At 60.7% G+C, this 17268-nt stretch carries 15 protein-coding genes and 2 riboswitches; of the genes, 3 read left to right on the top strand and 12 right to left on the bottom strand.

Features of this window, described 5'->3' with window-relative positions:
- The 11 genes from ald to Q1K49_RS07850 form a co-directional block, all read right to left on the bottom strand.
- Positions 1 to 1085, bottom strand: a 1085-nt coding sequence (gene ald / locus Q1K49_RS07800) for an alanine dehydrogenase (RefSeq protein WP_300524757.1), incomplete at its 3' end; no start/stop codon positions are given.
- A 165-nt stretch (positions 1086 to 1250) separates the two neighbouring features.
- The gene (gene alr / locus Q1K49_RS07805) at positions 1251 to 2375 is read right to left on the bottom strand and encodes an alanine racemase (RefSeq protein WP_300524760.1); all 1125 of its coding nucleotides are present in this window, start codon (positions 2373 to 2375) and stop codon (positions 1251 to 1253) included.
- 58 nt (positions 2376 to 2433) lie between these two features.
- The gene (locus tag Q1K49_RS07810) at positions 2434 to 3810 is read right to left on the bottom strand and encodes a sodium:alanine symporter family protein (protein WP_300524763.1); all 1377 of its coding nucleotides are present in this window, start codon (positions 3808 to 3810) and stop codon (positions 2434 to 2436) included.
- 257 nt (positions 3811 to 4067) lie between these two features.
- Entirely contained in the window at positions 4068 to 5240 is a 1173-nt protein-coding gene (gene grdD / locus Q1K49_RS07815) for a glycine/sarcosine/betaine reductase complex component C subunit alpha (RefSeq protein ID WP_300524765.1), read from the bottom strand.
- Positions 5241 to 5252: 12 nt separating this feature from the next.
- A complete protein-coding gene (grdC, locus tag Q1K49_RS07820; RefSeq protein ID WP_300524768.1) occupies positions 5253 to 6797 on the bottom strand; it encodes a glycine/sarcosine/betaine reductase complex component C subunit beta in 1545 nt (514 codons plus the stop codon).
- Between the two features lie 60 nt (positions 6798 to 6857).
- Entirely contained in the window at positions 6858 to 8165 is a 1308-nt protein-coding gene (gene grdB, locus Q1K49_RS07825; RefSeq protein WP_300524770.1) for a glycine reductase complex selenoprotein B, read from the bottom strand.
- Positions 8166 to 8195: 30 nt separating this feature from the next.
- A complete protein-coding gene (gene grdA / locus Q1K49_RS07830) occupies positions 8196 to 8672 on the bottom strand; it encodes a glycine/sarcosine/betaine reductase complex selenoprotein A (RefSeq protein WP_300524772.1) in 477 nt (158 codons plus the stop codon).
- Positions 8673 to 8767: 95 nt separating this feature from the next.
- Entirely contained in the window at positions 8768 to 10054 is a 1287-nt protein-coding gene (locus Q1K49_RS07835; protein WP_300524773.1) for a glycine/sarcosine/betaine reductase component B subunit, read from the bottom strand.
- 23 nt (positions 10055 to 10077) lie between these two features.
- Positions 10078 to 10407 carry a thioredoxin domain-containing protein gene (locus tag Q1K49_RS07840; protein ID WP_366146054.1) on the bottom strand — a complete coding sequence of 110 codons (330 nt, stop codon included), beginning with the start codon at positions 10405 to 10407 and terminating at the stop codon, positions 10078 to 10080.
- A 153-nt stretch (positions 10408 to 10560) separates the two neighbouring features.
- Positions 10561 to 10959 carry a GrdX family protein gene (locus Q1K49_RS07845; RefSeq protein WP_300524779.1) on the bottom strand — a complete coding sequence of 133 codons (399 nt, stop codon included), beginning with the start codon at positions 10957 to 10959 and terminating at the stop codon, positions 10561 to 10563.
- Between the two features lie 33 nt (positions 10960 to 10992).
- Positions 10993 to 11067: riboswitch (glycine riboswitch) on the bottom strand.
- 3 nt (positions 11068 to 11070) lie between these two features.
- Positions 11071 to 11185, bottom strand: a riboswitch (glycine riboswitch).
- 233 nt (positions 11186 to 11418) lie between these two features.
- Positions 11419 to 12762, bottom strand: a complete 1344-nt coding sequence (locus Q1K49_RS07850) for a sodium-dependent transporter (RefSeq protein ID WP_300524782.1) — start codon at positions 12760 to 12762, stop codon at positions 11419 to 11421.
- A gap of 278 nt (positions 12763 to 13040) precedes the next feature.
- Between Q1K49_RS07850 and Q1K49_RS07855 the strand changes: the two genes are divergently transcribed.
- From Q1K49_RS07855 to hypE, 3 genes are read left to right on the top strand one after another with little or no spacing between them, the layout of a single operon-like run.
- On the top strand, positions 13041 to 13334 hold the full coding sequence (locus tag Q1K49_RS07855) for a HypC/HybG/HupF family hydrogenase formation chaperone (RefSeq protein WP_300524784.1): 294 nt from the start codon (positions 13041 to 13043) through the stop codon (positions 13332 to 13334).
- A 3-nt stretch (positions 13335 to 13337) separates the two neighbouring features.
- Positions 13338 to 14411, top strand: coding sequence for a hydrogenase formation protein HypD (gene hypD / locus Q1K49_RS07860; RefSeq protein WP_300524786.1), 1074 nt, complete (start codon positions 13338 to 13340; stop codon positions 14409 to 14411).
- Entirely contained in the window at positions 14408 to 15397 is a 990-nt protein-coding gene (gene hypE / locus Q1K49_RS07865) for a hydrogenase expression/formation protein HypE (protein ID WP_300524789.1), read from the top strand. Before hypD ends, hypE begins: the two co-directional genes overlap by 4 nt.
- Before the next feature lie 311 nt (positions 15398 to 15708).
- Here the strand turns inward: hypE and Q1K49_RS07870 are convergent, their stop codons facing one another.
- Positions 15709 to 17178 (bottom strand): S8 family peptidase, encoded by a 1470-nt coding sequence (locus tag Q1K49_RS07870; protein ID WP_300524792.1) that lies wholly within the window; start codon positions 17176 to 17178, stop codon positions 15709 to 15711.
- Positions 17179 to 17268: the final 90 nt, after the last annotated feature.

Raw genomic sequence — 17268 nt, forward strand, 5'->3', positions numbered from 1 at the left:
TCCATGCCGAATGCGGCCGCCACGGGCTCGAAAGTGATGATTCCCTTGTACATGTTGAGTCCCAGGCACAGAGGAGCGCTTTCCTTGCACGCACGCTCGGCCCCCTTGTTGGCGAGCTGAAGTCCATATTTGATGGTGTAGTTGTTCAGAGCGTAGGTGGAAGAGCGGGCATAGGCGCCGGGCATGTTGGCCACACAGTAGTGCACCACGTTGTCCACCACATAGATGGGATCGCTGTGCGTGGTCGCCCGGGAGGTCTCGAAACATCCGCCCTGGTCGATGGCAACGTCCACAAGGACCGAGCCGGGCTTCATCATCTTGAGATGCTCCCGCTTGACGAGCTTGGGAGCCTTTGCACCGGGGATGAGCACCGCGCCGATGACGATGTCCGCTTCCTTCAGGCCCTCTTCGAGGGTATGGCTGTCGCTGTACACCGGGAAGACGTTGGCGGGAAGCACGTTGCCAAGGTACTCGAGCCGGTTGGGGTTCACGTCCAGCATGGTCACCTTCGCGCCGAGTCCTGCCGCGACTTTCGCGGCATTCATGCCCACCACGCCGCCGCCGAGAACGAGCACGTTCGCCGGGGCAACACCGGGCACACCCGTGGGAAGCAGGCCTCTGCCGCCCTGCGCCTTGGCCAGATAAAACGCGCCCATGAGGGCGGACATGCGGCCCGCGACTTCGCTCATGGGTTTGAGAAGGGGCAGGGAGCCGTCCGCTTCCTGGACCGTCTCGTAGGCAAGGGCGATGATCTTCTTGTTCAGACACGCCTTGGTGAGTTCCTCGTCGGCGGCGAAGTGGAAATAGGTGTAGACGAGTTGTTCGGGCTTCATGAGGTCGTATTCCTGGGGAAGAGGTTCCTTGACCTTCACGATCATCTCCGCCGCATTCCAGACATCCTGGGCAGTATCGAGAATCTTGCCGCCCGCAGCGACGTATTCCTCGTTGGTGATGCCCGAACCGAGTCCGGCATCCTTCTGCACGAACACTTCATGCCCCGCCGACACATAGGTCTTCACCGCAGCGGGAACCAATCCTACTCGATATTCGTGGTTCTTGATCTCCTTGGGGCACCCGATCTTCATGAAAAATACGCCTCCTCGATTTGGTGTTGAGTGGACATCTACCACGAATCCACCGTTTCCCGAAAAGTGTCGCTTCGGAAAGGGCGGCTTTCGTTCCTCTGATGTCGTTTCTCCGGTCACTGTGCAGAAAATGTTCGAGGTCCGCCGGGAGAAACGCCGTTCGCTTTACTGACCCTGCGAATAATACCGCGGAACACGCGGCATGAACAGATTCGGAATCTCGTAGTTGATCGTGCCGAGCAAAGCCGCCATCTCCTCGGGAGGAATGCGGTCGTTTCCCTGGCTTCCGAGGAGAACCACCTCGTCCCCCACCTGCACGTTCGGGATGTGCGTCACATTGACCATGATCTGGTCCATACAGATGCTTCCCACCAGGGGAGCGCGCTCGCCCCGGACGAGGACCTGCGCTTTCATGGCAAGCGGCCTCGGATATCCGTCCGCATACCCCAGAGGGAGCACGGCGATCCGTTCCGACCCCCTCGCCATGTAGCGCAGGCCGTATCCGACCCCCCACCCTTGGGGCAGGTCACGGAGGGCCGCCACGGCAGTCTTCACGGAAAAGACCTCTTTCAACTCGAAGGGGCGCTCGCAGAAGGCCGAGGGCCACATGCCATAAAGGATCAGCCCAGGGCGGACAGCGTCCAGATGCATCTCCGGATAGTTTAGCGTTCCCGCGCTGTTGCACACATGGCGCAGCCGCACTCCTAATCCCGAAACCCGCAACTGCTCCAGGGCGTCCCCATAACGACGGAACTGTAAGTGAGTGTACTCACGATCACGTTCGTCGGCAACCGCAAAATGCGTAAACACTCCTTCACAGTCAAGCCCCGAAAGCCCTCGGAGCTGTTGCGCCACTCCGGCGATTTCTTCGGGGAGAAAACCGATGCGGCCCATTCCCGTATCGATTTTCAGATGAAACAACGCGGAGCGCCCGCTCTTTCGGGCTGCATCGGAGAGTGCCCGGGCGAACTCGAGATCCGTCACGGTCGCGGCGATGTTCCGCTGCACGTATTCTTCCGCCGCCTCCCTGGGGGAAGGCCCCAGCACCAGGAGCGGATCCGCCATTCCCTTTTCGCGCAAGGAAATGGCCTCGTCGGGGGTTGCCACGGCAAAACGCTGACATCCCGCCTGTTGCAGCGCTTCCACGACAGCGGAAACGCCCATGCCGTATCCGTCTGCCTTCACCACACCCATAACCTGAGTTCCCGCTCCCACGTACTGACGTATGACGCGGAAGTTCTGCTGGAGATTGTCCAGACGGACATCCATTCTCGTAGGTCGATAGGCCATGACGCTTCTCCTTTCGACCCTGGCGGGGAAGCTCGTCCCCCGCCAGGGCGAACCTCTCCTACTTCAGAAGACCGCCTCTGCGCTTGTCGTCGAAGTCCTTCACCAGCTTCCGGAGTTCGCTGGAGAGCCAGAGAAGGGCGATGAGGTTGGGAATGGCCATGAGACCGTTCATGGTATCCGCCATATCCCAGATGTGCTTGAGGAAGTCGCCGCCGCCGCCATAGGCGCCGACGATGATGACCGCGATCCAGAGAATTTTATACACAGGGATGACCTTCACACCGAAGATGTACTGAGCGCCGGTCTCGCCGTACCAATACCAGCCGAGGATCGTGGAGAAGGCGAACATGGACAGCCCCAGGGAGAGGATCATGACACCCGTGTCTCCAAGAACGATCTTGAAACCGGAAAGCGTGAGCTGAGCCCCCGTGAGTTCCGGATTCGCCGTGAGAACACCCGTGGTGAGGATGGTGAGCGCCGTGAGGGTGCAGATGACGATGGTGTCGGTGAAAACTTCGAAGAGTCCGTACACGCCCTGGCGCACGGGATGGTCGACCTGGGCCGTGGCATGCACCAGCGGTGCGGAGCCGAGCCCCGCCTCGTTGGAGAAGACACCCCGGGCGATCCCCTTCGTCAGGGCGATCTTCACGGTCCATCCCGCCACGGCACCCGGCATGGCCATGGGATCACTGAAGGCGTATTTCACCGCGCTCGCCAGCGCACCGGGGATTTGGTCCACGTGATGGACCAGCACAAGAACGGCACCGATGATATAGAAGATCGCCATGAAGGGAACCAGGTAGGTGGTTACGTCGGAAATACGTTTCAGCCCACCGACGATGACGAGCCCTGTGAGAATCGCGATGGCGACGCCGGTGTAGAGATGGGGAATACCAAAGCCGAGATTCAGACCCTCGGCGGTGGAGTTGGCCTGAATGGCGTTGCCGATGCCAAAGGCGGCGAAGGTAGTGAAGAAGGCGAAGAGCCAGGCAAGCCACTTCTGCCCCACCGCCTTCTCAAGAATATACATGGTGCCGCCGCGCCAGTTGCCGAGGGGGTCCTTCTCACGGTACCGCACCGCCAGGGTCACTTCCGCGAATTTGGTGGTCATGCCGAAGACCGCGGAGATCAGCATCCAGAAAAGTGCTCCCGGCCCCCCCAGATGCAGTGCCGTGGCGACACCGGCGATATTTCCGGTACCCACCGTGGAAGCCAGCGCCGTGGCGAGAGCGGCGAAAGAGGAGATGGAACCCTCTCCTTCCGACTTCTTACCGAGTTTTCCGAAAACTTCCTTGAACATGAAACCGAAATAGCGAAGCTGGGGAAAGCCAAGGACAAAAGTCAGGTAGACACCGGTACCCACGAGAAGGGTGAGCATCCAGGGACCCCACACGATTCCGTTGACCAGGTCGTTGATCCTCATGATCGATTCCATTTGCCATCCTCCTTTTGTTCATCGGGATGCAAAATGACAGAACGACGCAGAAAAACTGCCACGAAAACGTAAGATTCGTTACATGTCACCTTTCCTTCAAGCGAGTCCTCCTGTTTCTCCGTGATTCGCTCTCCGGTCCGAACATGTCCCACCCCCCTTCAGGGAAGGCCCTTGTGCCCCACCCCACAAAGAGTATAGCTCCTTTCATATGCGCACTCTATATGGAATAGACAGTCTTCTCGTACATGTCCTGTCGATCAGCAATATCCTCCCCGCCGCAAAAGCTCCTCCGCCGTTTCCTTGTGGCGCCCGGGAATCTTGACGACCGGCCCGGTGCATCCCATAGCGGATTCCGCATAGATACCGGCCTTCCACAGTTCCCGTACTGCCTCTTCGATGGAGAGCACGTCCAGACCGTGAATCTCTTCGTCGGTGGGTTCGGCGGGAGGCGACGCCACCGCCTCAACCGTGCTTTGCGTTCGCGCGGCCAGGCCTTCGAGAATCGCGTCGAGTCCGGCTTTGCGGGCCGAGCGGAGTTCCTCCTGGACAAGACGAGACAACTCTCCCCTAACCGTTCGGGCCGTGAGGGCGACGGCTCCGGCGATGACGGGGGCACCGCTCGCCCGGGAGATGATGGAGACGATCCGATTCCAACCTTCGCCGCAGGAAGGGCCGTACCCCCACCCGGTTGCCTCGTAGCCGCCACCGGTAGTGAAGGCGGAGAACATCTTCATGAGCACGTTTCCCGTGAGACTGTCCGCAACGCACACGTCCACGGCACCCGCCAGAATATCGTTCCCCCGAAGGATCGCGCCGCCATCCCTACGTACGCTGCTGCCGAAAGTGAGCGCGTAGCCCTTTTCCTGGAGTTTCTTCAGCGCCTTGAAAACCGTCTGGGCACCTTCCACGTTCAGAATGCCCACGGTGGGATCGGCAATGCCCGACGCCTTCGCCGTGGCGATGCCGTAGAATGTGTTGCGAAGCATGGCCTCCACGCGGTTCGCCGAAGCCGTTCCCGTGGTGGAGGCAAGGAACATTCCCTTTCCCCGCGCAGGGGTGAGAACCTTGCCGATGGTCGTCACACCCAGAGGAAAGGGATAATGCAAGGCGACGCAACCCTCAATCTCCCCTTCGCCAAGGGCTTTTTCCATAGCCCGGGAGATGTCCTCTTCGCAGTCCGGTGTCTCGATCCACAAGAGTTCTTTCGCACCCTCGCCACTGCTCCGGGGACCGATCATGACCACCTGAACGGGCGAGGACTCCTGGGCGAGCAACGCTCCCCGGAGCAGCTCCTCCGGACCGAGCTCGCTCCCCGACGCCAACAGACCGATCCGGACCCTGGGCCCTGTGTCGCCCCGTTCCGCCGCACATGCAGCATCCACGATTTCCTTCAGCGCTGTTCCGAGGAGCCGTTTCGTGTCTTCCGTCATGAAAAGCCCCCCTTACGCCTCCCGCTTCCCGAGAGAAACCGCGAGGTCGGACAGCGCCTCCAGAAGAAGCGCTTTCACATCCTCCTTCGTGAGCGAATCCACCGACGCCTTCTTCGCCTGGGGTGGTTCGAGGAGGAAGGACGCGCCGTCGGAAAGGTTTGTGAGTCGAGCGAGGAAGAGACTCCCCTTGCCGATGATCATGGCCCTTCTGATTCGCCCCTCATTGATCCAGTCGCAGGCGTGCCCCACAAAGGGAACCCCCGAGGGAATATGCCCCTGGGTGTGGGCGAATCCGGGAATGCCCCGCTGTCTGACGAATTCGTTCATTTCGGCTTTTTCGAGCTGTTTCTTCATGACCGCCAGGGCGGCAATCATCTTGAAATTCGCCTCGGGAACGTTTCCGGCCCCGGCGGGGACGGTGATTTCCGGAATCTGAAGCTCCGCTGCGTACTTGTCCACATCGGCAAAGCCGAGTCCGAGCTTCTGCAGGGGATCCCAGACGAGAGCCCCTGTGATGGCCTGAGGCGCTGCCCCTGCCGCAACCGTGTGTTTTCCCAGGGCATCCAGGCGCATCACCGGACTGACGCCGTCCTCGGGAGTGAGGAGCACGGCGAAATTACCGAGACAGTCCTCCAGAGAAGGAAGACCTTTCTTTACGTGATCCCGGCTGTTCATGCAAAGCTTCGGAACCGCGCCACCCGCAAGGACGACGCAGTTCTTCCGCGCCCCGGCGGCGACCTGGGATGCTCCGGCGATCATGGCGTTCACCGGACCGGCGCAGAAAGCCCGCACATCGAAGCCGCTGGCGTTGACGCATCCCGCAATCTCCGCCACCGCCTTGGCGAAGTTTCCTCCGCCCCGCTGGTTCATGTCCCCCGCAGCCTCTTCGGAGCATTCCACAACGAAATCCACGTCCTCCGGGGCGATACCCGCGTTTTTGAAAAGGTGCAGAAGGGCAAGCACGCCTCCGGCCTTGCAGGCAAGATTCTCCAGGAGCACGTAGGCTTCGAGGCATTCGTCCACATCATGTCCCTGACGCACGCATCCCACGGGAACTCCTCCGAAATAGAGCGGCAGCGCATGATGCATCTCCGCCTCACCCCGGATCTCCTCGGGGGAATGCCCTTTTTCCAGGCGGGCCAGAAGAGCGGGCGTCATGAAAGGGTGTGCGGCCAGCTTCTCCCGAATCCTGGCGGCGAAGGACTCCTCGAGCCAGATCAGATCGAAGACGTCGCACATGTCCAACAGCCCGAGAAATTCATCCTCGGGCATGATCTCGCCGTATTTGCCGAACCGCGACGCACCTTCCACGCGATGGGCATACCAGGGCTGGGGGTGTGCCTCCAGGGCGTTCAGATCCATGCCGCCGATATAGGCCTGGTTGGCCGGATAGGCCAATGCTTCGTCGAACCGCTGCAGAGTGCCGGGAAGTTGCTTCAGGAACTCCGAGTCTCCCTTCGTTTTTCGTTCCACATAAGGGGTATTGCCGTAGTGCAGAGCGAGCTCAGGCACGTGGTTCAGGCAATAGGCGTATCCCTTGACGGCAACGTTGGACATGCGAGTGCCTCCTCTTGACAATGGTAAAAAAGGGCCGGGAGGGTATCCCCGGCCCTCTGTTCATTCGGAGAAGACGGTCTGTTCCGAAATCTCCGTTTGAAGCGCCTTGAGTGCCTTGTCGACGAGTTTCCGGCGGATGATTTTTTCCTCCGCCGGCGTTTTCGTGGGATCTCCGAGAGGATGGGGAATGGCGACGGCGGGAATGATCCGGTTCGCGCCGACGGTGAGAGAGATGGGAACGATCGTGCACACGTGCACCACCGGGAATCCTGCGCGTTCGATTTCCTTGACCATCGTTGCGCCGCAACGAGTGCAGGTTCCTCAGGTGGAGGTGAGAATCACCGCGTCCACGCCATCTTTCTTGAGTTTCGCCGCGATTTCAGCCCCGAAGCGCTTGGCATTGGCCACGGGCGTTCCGTTGCCTACAGTAGTGAAGAATTTCCCGTAGAGCTTCTTGAAGACACCCTCTTTTTCCATCTCCCGCATCACGTCAACGGGAAGCACCCGGTTCGGGTCGTTGTTGGCGTAGGTGGGGTCATAACCACCGTGGGCCGTCTCGTGGCTGGAAGCGGTGAGGAGGTCGAACTCCTCGAGACCGTATTCGCCGTACTTGGTAGCGCTGGAGGCCTCGATATGGTCGGGGTTTCCCTTGGGGCAGATGCCTCCGGAAGTGACCAGCGCAATGGTGGCATTCGCCAGATCCTTCAGGGGTGGATTCGGGGCAACCCTGTCGAAGACCGGCATGGGATACTCCGTGACGAAGGGCTTCCCCGCGAGCTTGTTCACCAACATCTCCACGGCGCGCTCCGCGCCCGTAACATCGGTGAAGAAATTCTTCCGAAGCCCCTGCTCGAGGTACCCTTCCGCCTCCGGAGAGCCCAGTTCCTCTTTCCGGAGGAGCTTCAGCACAAGGCGAGCCATGGCGGGAACCGCATCCTTCATGCCCCGGGCACTGTCGGCGGTCTTCGCGATGACGGCGCTCTTGCGGAACATGTCCACTCCCGGGTTCTCCGGGTACATGCCGGTCACAGCGGGAATGCCGAGCTCCTTGGACACGGCTGCGCACACCGCACCCGCCGCGGTTCCGTAACGCCCGGCGTTGAAGGCCGGTCCCGCAACCACCGCGTCGGGATTGCAGCTCCGGATCATCTGGAGAATGTCCGCGGTGGCCTTCTCCAGATTTTCCGCGAAATAACCGTCACCGCAGATCACTGTGGCAACCACCTGGGCTTCGCTGCCGAGAGCGGCCGCAAGAGCCTGCCCGGGGCCGACCACGCCCTGCCGCAGTTCCGGGGGAACGTCCGCCTTGTCCTCTCCCCCGATTCCGGCAAAGAACTGGTTGATATAATGCACTACACGGAAGGACATGAGGTTCCCTCCTCCATTTCGTTCCCAGAATTACAGGGGATATTTGGCGTACTGTTCCCGCATGTTTTTGACGGCCTGGCCCAGTTTCTCCGTGTCGAGGACCATTTCCATCATGCTGATCTGTTCCTCCCAGGCGGCCTCGTCGGCCTCCTGGCGGATCTCAGGCTCAAAGACGTGATAGACCGCAAGCCCCAACGGGGCTCCAGCCAGAGGACCTGCGTAAGTGGGATCGCCGTTGGTCACCGTTTCGGCATAGATCTCGGCGCCTTCCGCATCGGAAGAACCAAGAACGACCACGACGTTTTCCGCACCGAACTTTTCAGCGGCGTCCTTGACACGCTGCTGATTCTGCAGGTCCATGGCTCCCGCGGCGGTTCAGACGAAGCACTCCGTCACCGAGAAAACGACGTCCGCGCCGCTGTTTTTCAGGCACACTTCCATGGCGGGTCCCGCCACGCCGTCCCGTTCGCCGAGAAGGATCAATTTCTTTCCGGCCAACGCTCCCATGGTTCCACCTCCTCATTTCTCCTCATTTCAATGCGTCTCTCCGGATGAGAAAACGCATCGGGCCTCTTCCGCGCCGCCAGGCGGCACCGGAATGATCACTTCGTACAGGTGCTGATCCTGGAAAACCCGAGTTCGCTCGTCGCTCCCGTAATAGCCTGCAATTCCACGAGGAGAGAGCCATCCTCCCGAAGAGCACCTTCATATCCACCGGCAATGACGTTGACGAACGTGGGGAAACCGATGACCTTCTCCATGGGAGGCAGGAGGATCATCTCGTTGGCGTTGCCCCCTGTCACCACCGCATCCGCCTCTTTACAGGCATCGGCCAGAGACTGGCTCGCACCGTCCCGACCGGCGTACTCGTCGGTGATGAGCACCGTCTTCATTCCCGAGCTTTCCGCCTTGCGACAGTTCATGATCAGATCCGTATCGGGATTGCCGAATCCTTCTTCGCTGATGATCAACCCTTCCACACCAAGCATGGAGGCGAGTTTTACCGCGTAGGAGGAGCTGCGTTTCTTGTCCGCGAGCGTGACATTCTCGTTGGTGATGATGCACCCCACGAAATTGATGTCCCTGCCGTGCCGTGCATAGAGCGCACGAATCACGGGGTTGTTCTGGTGCGAGAAGGTGCTGTTCTTGTCGCAGGCAGAGACGCAGTTCCCCGACACGATGGCCCCGTCCATCACCTCGTTGGGATGGATCAGCGTGGGAATGATCCTTTTCGCGTCCACGCCGTACACATAGGTGTCATGAAGCAACCCCTGGGATTGGAGCATGTAGAGATAGGCGACCTTGGGCAGAACCGCATGGGCAGTCATGGCCACGTTGAAAGGCGGCAGCTCGTAGCTCTCCACCACATCCGCCCTGGCGGTCTTCACCGCCGAGGCAAGATAATGGGCGACCCGGAATCCTGCCGTGCGGCAGGCGCTTTCGTAGTCGTGTTTTTCCAACCCCTCCACGGGAGTGAAAACCAACACCAGGTTGAATGTCCCGGAAAAGGGCGTGTAGGCAGCGCCCGGACCGGACATGTCCACAATACCCTCCTGAAAACCCACGATCTGTCCGCAGGTAACCACTGCGGCGCCGTCGAGCACAAGGGTCTTGCCGCTTCCGACGGTCTCCACGTCGCCGATGAAACCCGGGAACACTTCTCCCGGCCCCTCGAGCTTGCACCGGGGCTGCACCACATCCTTCACGGGCGTGATACGCGTCCGTTCTCCCGGACGGGCCACATCGACGGCAACCTCGGCAAAGCGGGAATCCCTGCGGAGCATCTCCAGAACAGCCTTTTCATCGACCGTGAGCACACCACCCTTCAGGGCAGTGACGGATCCCAGTTCCAATCCGGTAATGCTGATCTTGTGCAGTTCCAGTCTCACCGCTTGTCCCCCCCAACGGGATGTTACGCCTGCAGGAGTTTCTCCGTGTTCTCCCGGATGGATTCGAGGGTTACCTCTCCCCCGGTGATACGGGATGCGATTTCTCCTGCCTTATAGAAAAGAAACGTGGGTACGCCCATGACCTTGAGGGAAATGACCAGTCGGCGATTTTCCGCCACATTCAGCTTGCAGAAGGCCACTCGCCCTTCGTACTCTTTCGCCAATTCCTCCACCTGGGGCAAAAGAGCCAGACAGGGCCCGCATTTCGGCCCCCACAGGTCCACCACCACCGGGATCTCACTCTGAAGCACGACACTGTCGAACGATTCCTTGTCCACCTCGATCACTCTCATCACCTCCTTTCCGCAAGCGGTCCCCTCGCGTCGTCCCCTGCCCCCCGCAAAGGAACAACGCGTCTTTGCACAACCGAAGAAAGACGCCATCTTCCCCTTCGGGGGGCGTGACGTGCGTCACAGAGAAAAAGAGCGGGAAAAAAACATTTTCTCCTAAGGGATCCAAAGACGATCCCGAAGAAGACTTTCCTTCATGAGTTCCATATCGAGAAAAGCCAGGTCCTCCAGCGTGTTCGAAGCAAAACCAGCATCCGCCACCGAGGTTTCCTTCGGAAGGGCATGAAACGCAAGGGCTTCCTCGAGCAGTTTGAGGGAATCCATATCGACCGGCGCAGGGAAAAGAGAAGGTTTTTGTAGAAGAACGGAACGGAACGGTTGCTGCAACGGACGGAAGTTGCCGTAGAGAGGATGCGTGAGAAGGCGCCACCCCTGGTGAACGAGATCCCTCGCAGCGACAAAAACATCCTGCGCCGTGCCCTCGACGAAACGGGAAGAGGACACATGTCCAACGATGCGGGCGTTGTTGGTCACCAACAAAACATTGACAGACATAGGTCATTCCCCCCTTTACGGGACGACGGCCTACTCTGTCCTGGTGCCCCGGAGATTCGCGCGGGCGCGCTTGCTCCTTAGGCGGGCGCGGGCACGCCCTTTCCAGAGATCCCTCCCGCCGCAATCCTTCCGCCTGAGAGATTCAGCCCGTGGGCCTTGCACCTTCGGCGCTCCGCATCCTCTTTCAGCCGGTTTCCGGAAACGGAGACTCTCTTGCGACGCTCTTCGGGATGAGCCATTCCACGTCAATCATACCACTTGTTCACAAAAGGTCAAGAAAAGAAGCAATTTCTTTTTTATTATGGATATTATTCTTTATCGGCATGCTTTTGGTGGCTGAATTCCTTCTCCGTTGCAGATGACAACGCCTCCGAACTTTCAGAAAGCACGGCTTTCCGAAAGCACGGAGGCGTCCATCAGGTCAGAGGTACTCCTTTCCGGAAAGCCTGCCTCCTGAAACTACCACTTGAGACCCGAGAAGAAAATGTAGCCGATGGCCACGGGAGCGACGACACGGCAGATCCACACCCAGGCGGTCATGAGACCGAAAGGAATGGTGCCGTTGTTGGTGACTTCCTTCTCGGCTCCGTCAAGCCATACCCATCCCACAAAAAGGGAGATGAAAATTCCGCCGAGGGGCAGAAGGATGTTTGAGGAGAGGAAATCCATGGCATCCAGAAAATCCTTGCCCGCCACCTGGGGAATATGTCCTCCGAGAGAAAGCGCGGAGGGAACGCCCAGGAGAAAAATGACCAGCCCGAGCAGCCACGCCGCCTTGGAGCGGCTCCAGCCGAGTTCGTCCTTGAAGTAGGCCACGCAGACTTCGAGAAGCGAAATGGCGGAGGTGATGGCCGCGAGAAAGAGCAGGAAGAAGAAGAGCGCCGACCAGATCATGCCGCCGGGCATCTTGGCGAACACGCTGGGAAGGGTGATGAAGGTGAGGCCCGGGCCCGCGCCGGGCTCGACGCCGAAGGCGAACACTGCGGGGAAGATGACGAGCCCCGCCAGGAAGGCCACGGCCGTGTCGAGGAAGGACACCGTCACGGCGGAGGAGGGAAGCACTTCCTTCTTTGACAGATAACTACCATAGGTGATCATACACCCCATGCCGAGGGAGAGGGAGAAGAAGCCCTGTCCCAGTGCGGCGAGGAAAACGCCTCCGTGCACCTTGGAGAAATCGGGTTTGAGGTAGAATTCGAGTCCCTTGGCCGCACCCTCGAGCGTGACCGAACGGAAGATGAGAATGACGAGAATGACGAAGAGTCCCGGCATCATCCATTTGCAATACTGCTCAATGCCGCTCCCGATCCCTTTGTAGACGATCCAGATGGTCATGAACATGAAGATGGCCTGCCAGAGGATCACCTGGGTGGGATTGCTCACGAAGGCGCCGAAGGCGTCTCCCGCTTTCCCCTCGGCGGCGATGGCGATGAGCCCCGTAAAGGATTTGACCATGTAGGCGAGCGTCCACCCGGCCACCACGCCGTAGAACGAAAGAATGATGAATCCTGCGATGACGCCCATCCATCCCACGAGGGGCCAGGCGCCTCCCTTGATTTTTTTGAAGGAACCGACCGCGTTGAGCCCCGCGTTGCGTCCGATGGCGAACTCCGCCAGCATGACCGAGACTCCGATGGTGAAGACGATGGCGAGATAAATGACAACGAAGGCGCCGCCACCGTTGGCTCCGACCATATAGGGGAACTTCCAGATGTTCCCCAGTCCCACGGCGGATCCCGCCGCCGCTAAAATAAAGCCTATCCTGCTGCCCCACTGTTCGCGCTGTTCGATCCCGTTGCTCATGATCCCCCTCCTCGACGTCTCAAAGTCGTACATGTACGACGCGCAAACATCTCCAGTTTCAAGGATCGCGGTGCCGATACCGTTTTTTCTTTCGTCTCACCTCCTTTGCCTCCGCTTTCAACCTCACATATTCCCCTGTATTTTAGTACAAGCCAAAAGCCAAGACAATGGTTCCTTCAGGAGGTACAATACTTTTCGAAATGCAAACAGTGGAAAACTCCATCGGAACAACGGTCCCGACGGAGCCTATTTCGATACTCCAAGGAGAAAATACCATCATGTGCCTTGCAATTCCCCATCGAATCGTAGCCATTACGGACGAACGGACCTGTCGCGCCCGGGCGGGAACCGCAGAAGTCCTCGTCAGAACCGACCTGCTCTCCTCCGTGCAGATCGGCGACAGCATTCTGGTCCATGCCGGCTTCGCCATCGAGAAGCTCCGGGAAGAGGACGGGCGGGAACTGGAGTCTCTCTGGGAGGAGATCCGTGCACTCGAAGCGACGCTTTCCCCGGAGCCGGTCTCCGATTCCACCGACATTCCCCCGGTATGTCCGATGGCTCCGAGCGCATGAACCATGCCTGAACGGACAGCTCCCTCCTTCGGCGAGATGCTGGCACGTCTCGTCTCGCGTCCGACGATCCTCATGGAGGTCTGCGGCACCCACACGGTCTCCATCTTCCGGAACGGCATCCGATCCCTTCTCCCCAAGGAACTCACGCTCCTCTCCGGCCCCGGATGCCCCGTGTGCGTCACCGACCAGAGCGAGATCGACGCGGCTCTTTCTCTGGCGTCTCTTTCCGGAGTGACCGTCACCACCTTCGGAGACCTGTTGCGCGTTCCCGGGCGGGATGGCTCTCTTCTGGACGCGAGGGGACGGGGAGCGGACGTGCGTATCGTCACCTCCGCCTTTCAGGCGCTGGAGACCGCCCTCCGGGAACCGGAACGGCAGGTGGTCTTCCTTGCGCCGGGCTTCGAGACCACCGCGCCGTCCACAGCGGCGGTCGTGCTGGAGGCGGCGGAAAAAAAGGCGGCCAATTTTTCCGTCCTCTCCCTCCACAAACTCGTCCCTCCCGTGCTGCACGTTCTCGCGGCCGATCCCGAGCCGGCCGTGGATGGATTGCTTCTTCCCGGTCACGTGAGCGTCATCCTCGGCGAAGCACCCTATTCCTTCCTTCCCGAGCGATACGGCATCGCCTGCGTCATCGCCGGCTTCGAGGCCGAAGACATCCTGTTCGGCCTGACGGAACTGCTTCGGCAGATCCACACGAACAGACCAACGGTGCGCTCCCTCTACGGAAAAGCGGTGCGCCCGGGGGGAAACGCGAGAGCCCGGGAACTGATGGAGCGTGTGTTTCTCCCTGTGGACGCACCGTGGCGGGGACTCGGCGTGATTCCTTCCTCCGGGCTCACCCTGCGGGAAGAATTCCGTCCGTGGGACGCCGCGCAACGCTTTCCTCTTCCGACAATCCCCGCGCAGGTGGAGACGGAGTGCCGCTGCGGCGACATCCTCACGGGGAAATTGACTCCTCCGGAATGCCCGCTCTTCGGCAATCCCTGCACTCCCGCATCGCCGGTCGGCCCCTGCATGGTCTCCAGCGAAGGAAGCTGCGCCGCCCACTATCGCTACGCCCTGCGAGGCACGCCATGAGCCGCCTGACCCTCGGACACGGCAGCGGCGGAAGACTGACCCAGCAGCTCGTGCACCGTATCGCCGGGTGCTTTCCCCTGAGCGGGCACGACATGGAGGATTGCGCCATCGAACCGGACGGCTCGGGAGCGACCATGGACGGATTCACCGTCACACCCCGCTTTTTTCCCGGGGGAAACCTCGGCAAACTCGCCGTCTGCGGCGCCGCGAACGACCTCGCCGTCCGCGGCGTTCGCCCGGAACAGCTTCTGCTCAGTGTCATCGCGGAGGAAGGATTCGACGAAGAGGAACTTCTGGAGCATCTCCGGAGCGCCGGAGCCGTATGCGATGCTCTGGAAATGCGACTCGTGGGAGGCGACACCAAAGTGGTTCCCCGAGGCGCCGTAGATGGGCTTTTTCTCTCCGTCTGCGCCCTGGGCAGAGAAGAACCCCGCAGAGAAGAACGACTCGGAGCCGCCAGACTGCAGCCCGGGGACACGCTTCTCCTCACCGGCCCAGCCGGCCGGCACGGCGCGGCCATCGCCGCGGCACGCTACGAACTGAACGTTCCGGGGCTCGCCAGCGACTGCGCCGCCCTGTGGCCGTTGCTTGCTCCCCTGCTCCCGCTCCCCGGGCTCCGGGCCATGCGGGACTGCACCCGGGGAGGCGTGGGAACCGTCCTCTGCGAATGGGCGGAAAGCCGCCATCTCGGCATCTCCGTGGAGGAAAGCACGCTTCCGACCGATCCCGGAGTCGTCTCCGTCGCCGATCTTCTCGGCCTGGACTTCCTCTCTCTCGCCTGCGAAGGCACCGCCGTCGTGGCAGTCGCTCCCGGGGACGCCGCCGAGGCTCTCCGCCTCCTCCGAAGCCATCCTCTCGGCGCTGAGGCTGCGGCAATCGGCACCGTCACGGAGGACCATCCGAACCTGGTGAGCCTGACCACCCGCATCGGAGGCCGGCGCCTCGTGGACATGCCCGTGGGGGAACTTCTCCCTCGCATCTGTTGACCAGAAGCGGCAACGAGCGTACTCAAACGGGTCGGGCTGTTTCAGCCCGACCCGCAACGTCTCCGCCGCCGCAGTCACCTCCGGCGTGGACGGATACGCCGGAGTTTCCGGATTCCCCGAAACACCATCTGCGCGGGAACGGAAGGAGAAAAGTCCAGGCGGACCACCTCCGCCTCAACGGTTCGAGCCTGCTCAGGGAATGCGGAAGACACTCGACGCACGGCAGGGCTTCCGTCGGCGGAGAGCCGAAGCGAGCCCTGCCGTGCATTTCGGCGGTTCCGCCACAATTCCACCGGAGATGCCCGAACCCATCACCTCCTGTTGAACAGAAACAGGGGAACCAGAAGGAAAAGCATCCCCGGCACGACACCGGTCGAGCAACCGCCGCCGCCACCAGATTGCGGCGTGGGAGAGGCGGTAGGCGTTCCCGTGGGTGCGCCACCCATCGCGGCGGCGACGTTCAGATCGCCCCCCGTGGCAACTTTTCCTGCCAGCTCGGTGTTGACGTTCACCCCGCCGAGAATGCGAGTCTTGATCTGTGCCGCCGTCTCCGTGGGATATCGGGCCGCCAGAAGCGCCGCCGCACCCGTCACGTAGGGCGTGGCCATGGATGTTCCATCCCACGAAGCGTAACCGCCGTCGGATGTGGTGCTGAGGATGTGGACGCCCGGGGCGGCGAGATGCACAAAGGTCGGGCTGTAGTTGGAAAAGTCTCCCCTCGCGCCGGAGTCGTCGATGGCCGCAACGGTAATCATCCCGTCGAACTGGAAGCAGGCCGGATAGGGGCGCTCGCCTCGATAGTCATAGCCCGGGTTCTCCGGGTCCGACCCGGGGCCGCCGGGATTGTCGATATTCTGGTACTCGTTTCCCGCGGAGACCACGACGAGAACGCCCGCGTCACAGACCGCCTTGATCGCCGCGCCCAGGGGGTCGGCCTCCGGGTTCGCAAAGGGCGGATTCCACCCCCCCAGAGACATGTTGACCGCACGGACGTTCAAGCCTCGGTTTTTCTGATCCAGCGCATAATTCAGGGCATCGATGATCTCGGCATCCGAACCTCCGTCATTGCCGTCGAAAACTTTTCCCGACAGGAGTTTCACGCTCCAGTTCACTCCGGCCACGCCCACGCCGTTGTCGCCGACGGCACCGATGCTCCCCGATACGTGCGTTCCGTGCCCGTCCTCATCGTCCATGATGTCCGTCGGATCGGGGGCTCCGTCGAGGCAGTTCTTCCCCCTGTTACCGTCCAGGTCCCGGCCCATGTTCACCCCGAGATCCGGATGGTTGTACGTGATCCCTGAGTCGATCACCACCACATACACCGAGTCGCTTCCCGTGGTGGAATCCCACGCGGCGGGAGCACCGATGCGCTCCATTCCCCAAAGTTCCCCGTAGCGCGGATCGTTCGGCACGGCCGAGCGATGTCTGATGTAGTTGGGGCGTGCGCTCAGCACCGCGGGGTTGTTTTCGAGTGCTGCAAGAAGTTCTTCCGTGCTTTTTCCGACGGAACGAAGATGGACGATGGTCTTTCCCGTCGTCGCGGAAAACGCGGCGTAGGTTCCGACCGCCTCGGCTCCGACGGAGCGGGCGAAGGCCGATGCCCGAGAGGCCAGGGCCGCCGCGAAGGCTCCTTCTTCCGCACGAACCGCTTCGGAAAACCCGCCTTCGAGAAGCACCAGAGCCTCCCCGGGCACGAACGAGGCGGCGGAGGCCATCGAGCCGGAAATCAAAAGAAACGGTAGGAGGAAAGGAAGCGACAGGACAAGAGCGAACTTTTTCATGGGAGATCACCACTTTCGCCAAAATTTTGACCACAACGCCAAAGAAAGCCCATCCCGTTTCGACACACTATTCCGCGGTTACATGGTACC

The sequence above is a fragment of the Aminiphilus sp. genome (genome assembly GCF_029975095.1).
Lineage (GTDB): Bacteria > Synergistota > Synergistia > Synergistales > Aminiphilaceae > Aminiphilus.

Excerpts from the sequence above, each read along its gene's own strand:
- alr (WP_300524760.1), bottom strand. The coding sequence starts at position 2,375 with ATGGCCTATCGACCTACGAGAATGGATGTCCGTCTGGACAATCTCCAG.
- Q1K49_RS07810 (WP_300524763.1), bottom strand. The coding sequence starts at position 3,810 with ATGGAATCGATCATGAGGATCAACGACCTGGTCAACGGAATCGTGTGG.
- grdD (WP_300524765.1), bottom strand. The coding sequence starts at position 5,240 with ATGACGGAAGACACGAAACGGCTCCTCGGAACAGCGCTGAAGGAAATC.
- grdC (WP_300524768.1), bottom strand. The coding sequence starts at position 6,797 with ATGTCCAACGTTGCCGTCAAGGGATACGCCTATTGCCTGAACCACGTG.
- Q1K49_RS07840 (WP_366146054.1), bottom strand. The coding sequence starts at position 10,407 with ATGAGAGTGATCGAGGTGGACAAGGAATCGTTCGACAGTGTCGTGCTT.
- Q1K49_RS07845 (WP_300524779.1), bottom strand. The coding sequence starts at position 10,959 with ATGTCTGTCAATGTTTTGTTGGTGACCAACAACGCCCGCATCGTTGGA.
- Q1K49_RS07850 (WP_300524782.1), bottom strand. The coding sequence starts at position 12,762 with ATGAGCAACGGGATCGAACAGCGCGAACAGTGGGGCAGCAGGATAGGC.
- Q1K49_RS07855 (WP_300524784.1), top strand. The coding sequence starts at position 13,041 with ATGTGCCTTGCAATTCCCCATCGAATCGTAGCCATTACGGACGAACGG.
- hypD (WP_300524786.1), top strand. The coding sequence starts at position 13,338 with ATGCCTGAACGGACAGCTCCCTCCTTCGGCGAGATGCTGGCACGTCTC.
- hypE (WP_300524789.1), top strand. The coding sequence starts at position 14,408 with ATGAGCCGCCTGACCCTCGGACACGGCAGCGGCGGAAGACTGACCCAG.
- Q1K49_RS07870 (WP_300524792.1), bottom strand. The coding sequence starts at position 17,178 with ATGAAAAAGTTCGCTCTTGTCCTGTCGCTTCCTTTCCTCCTACCGTTT.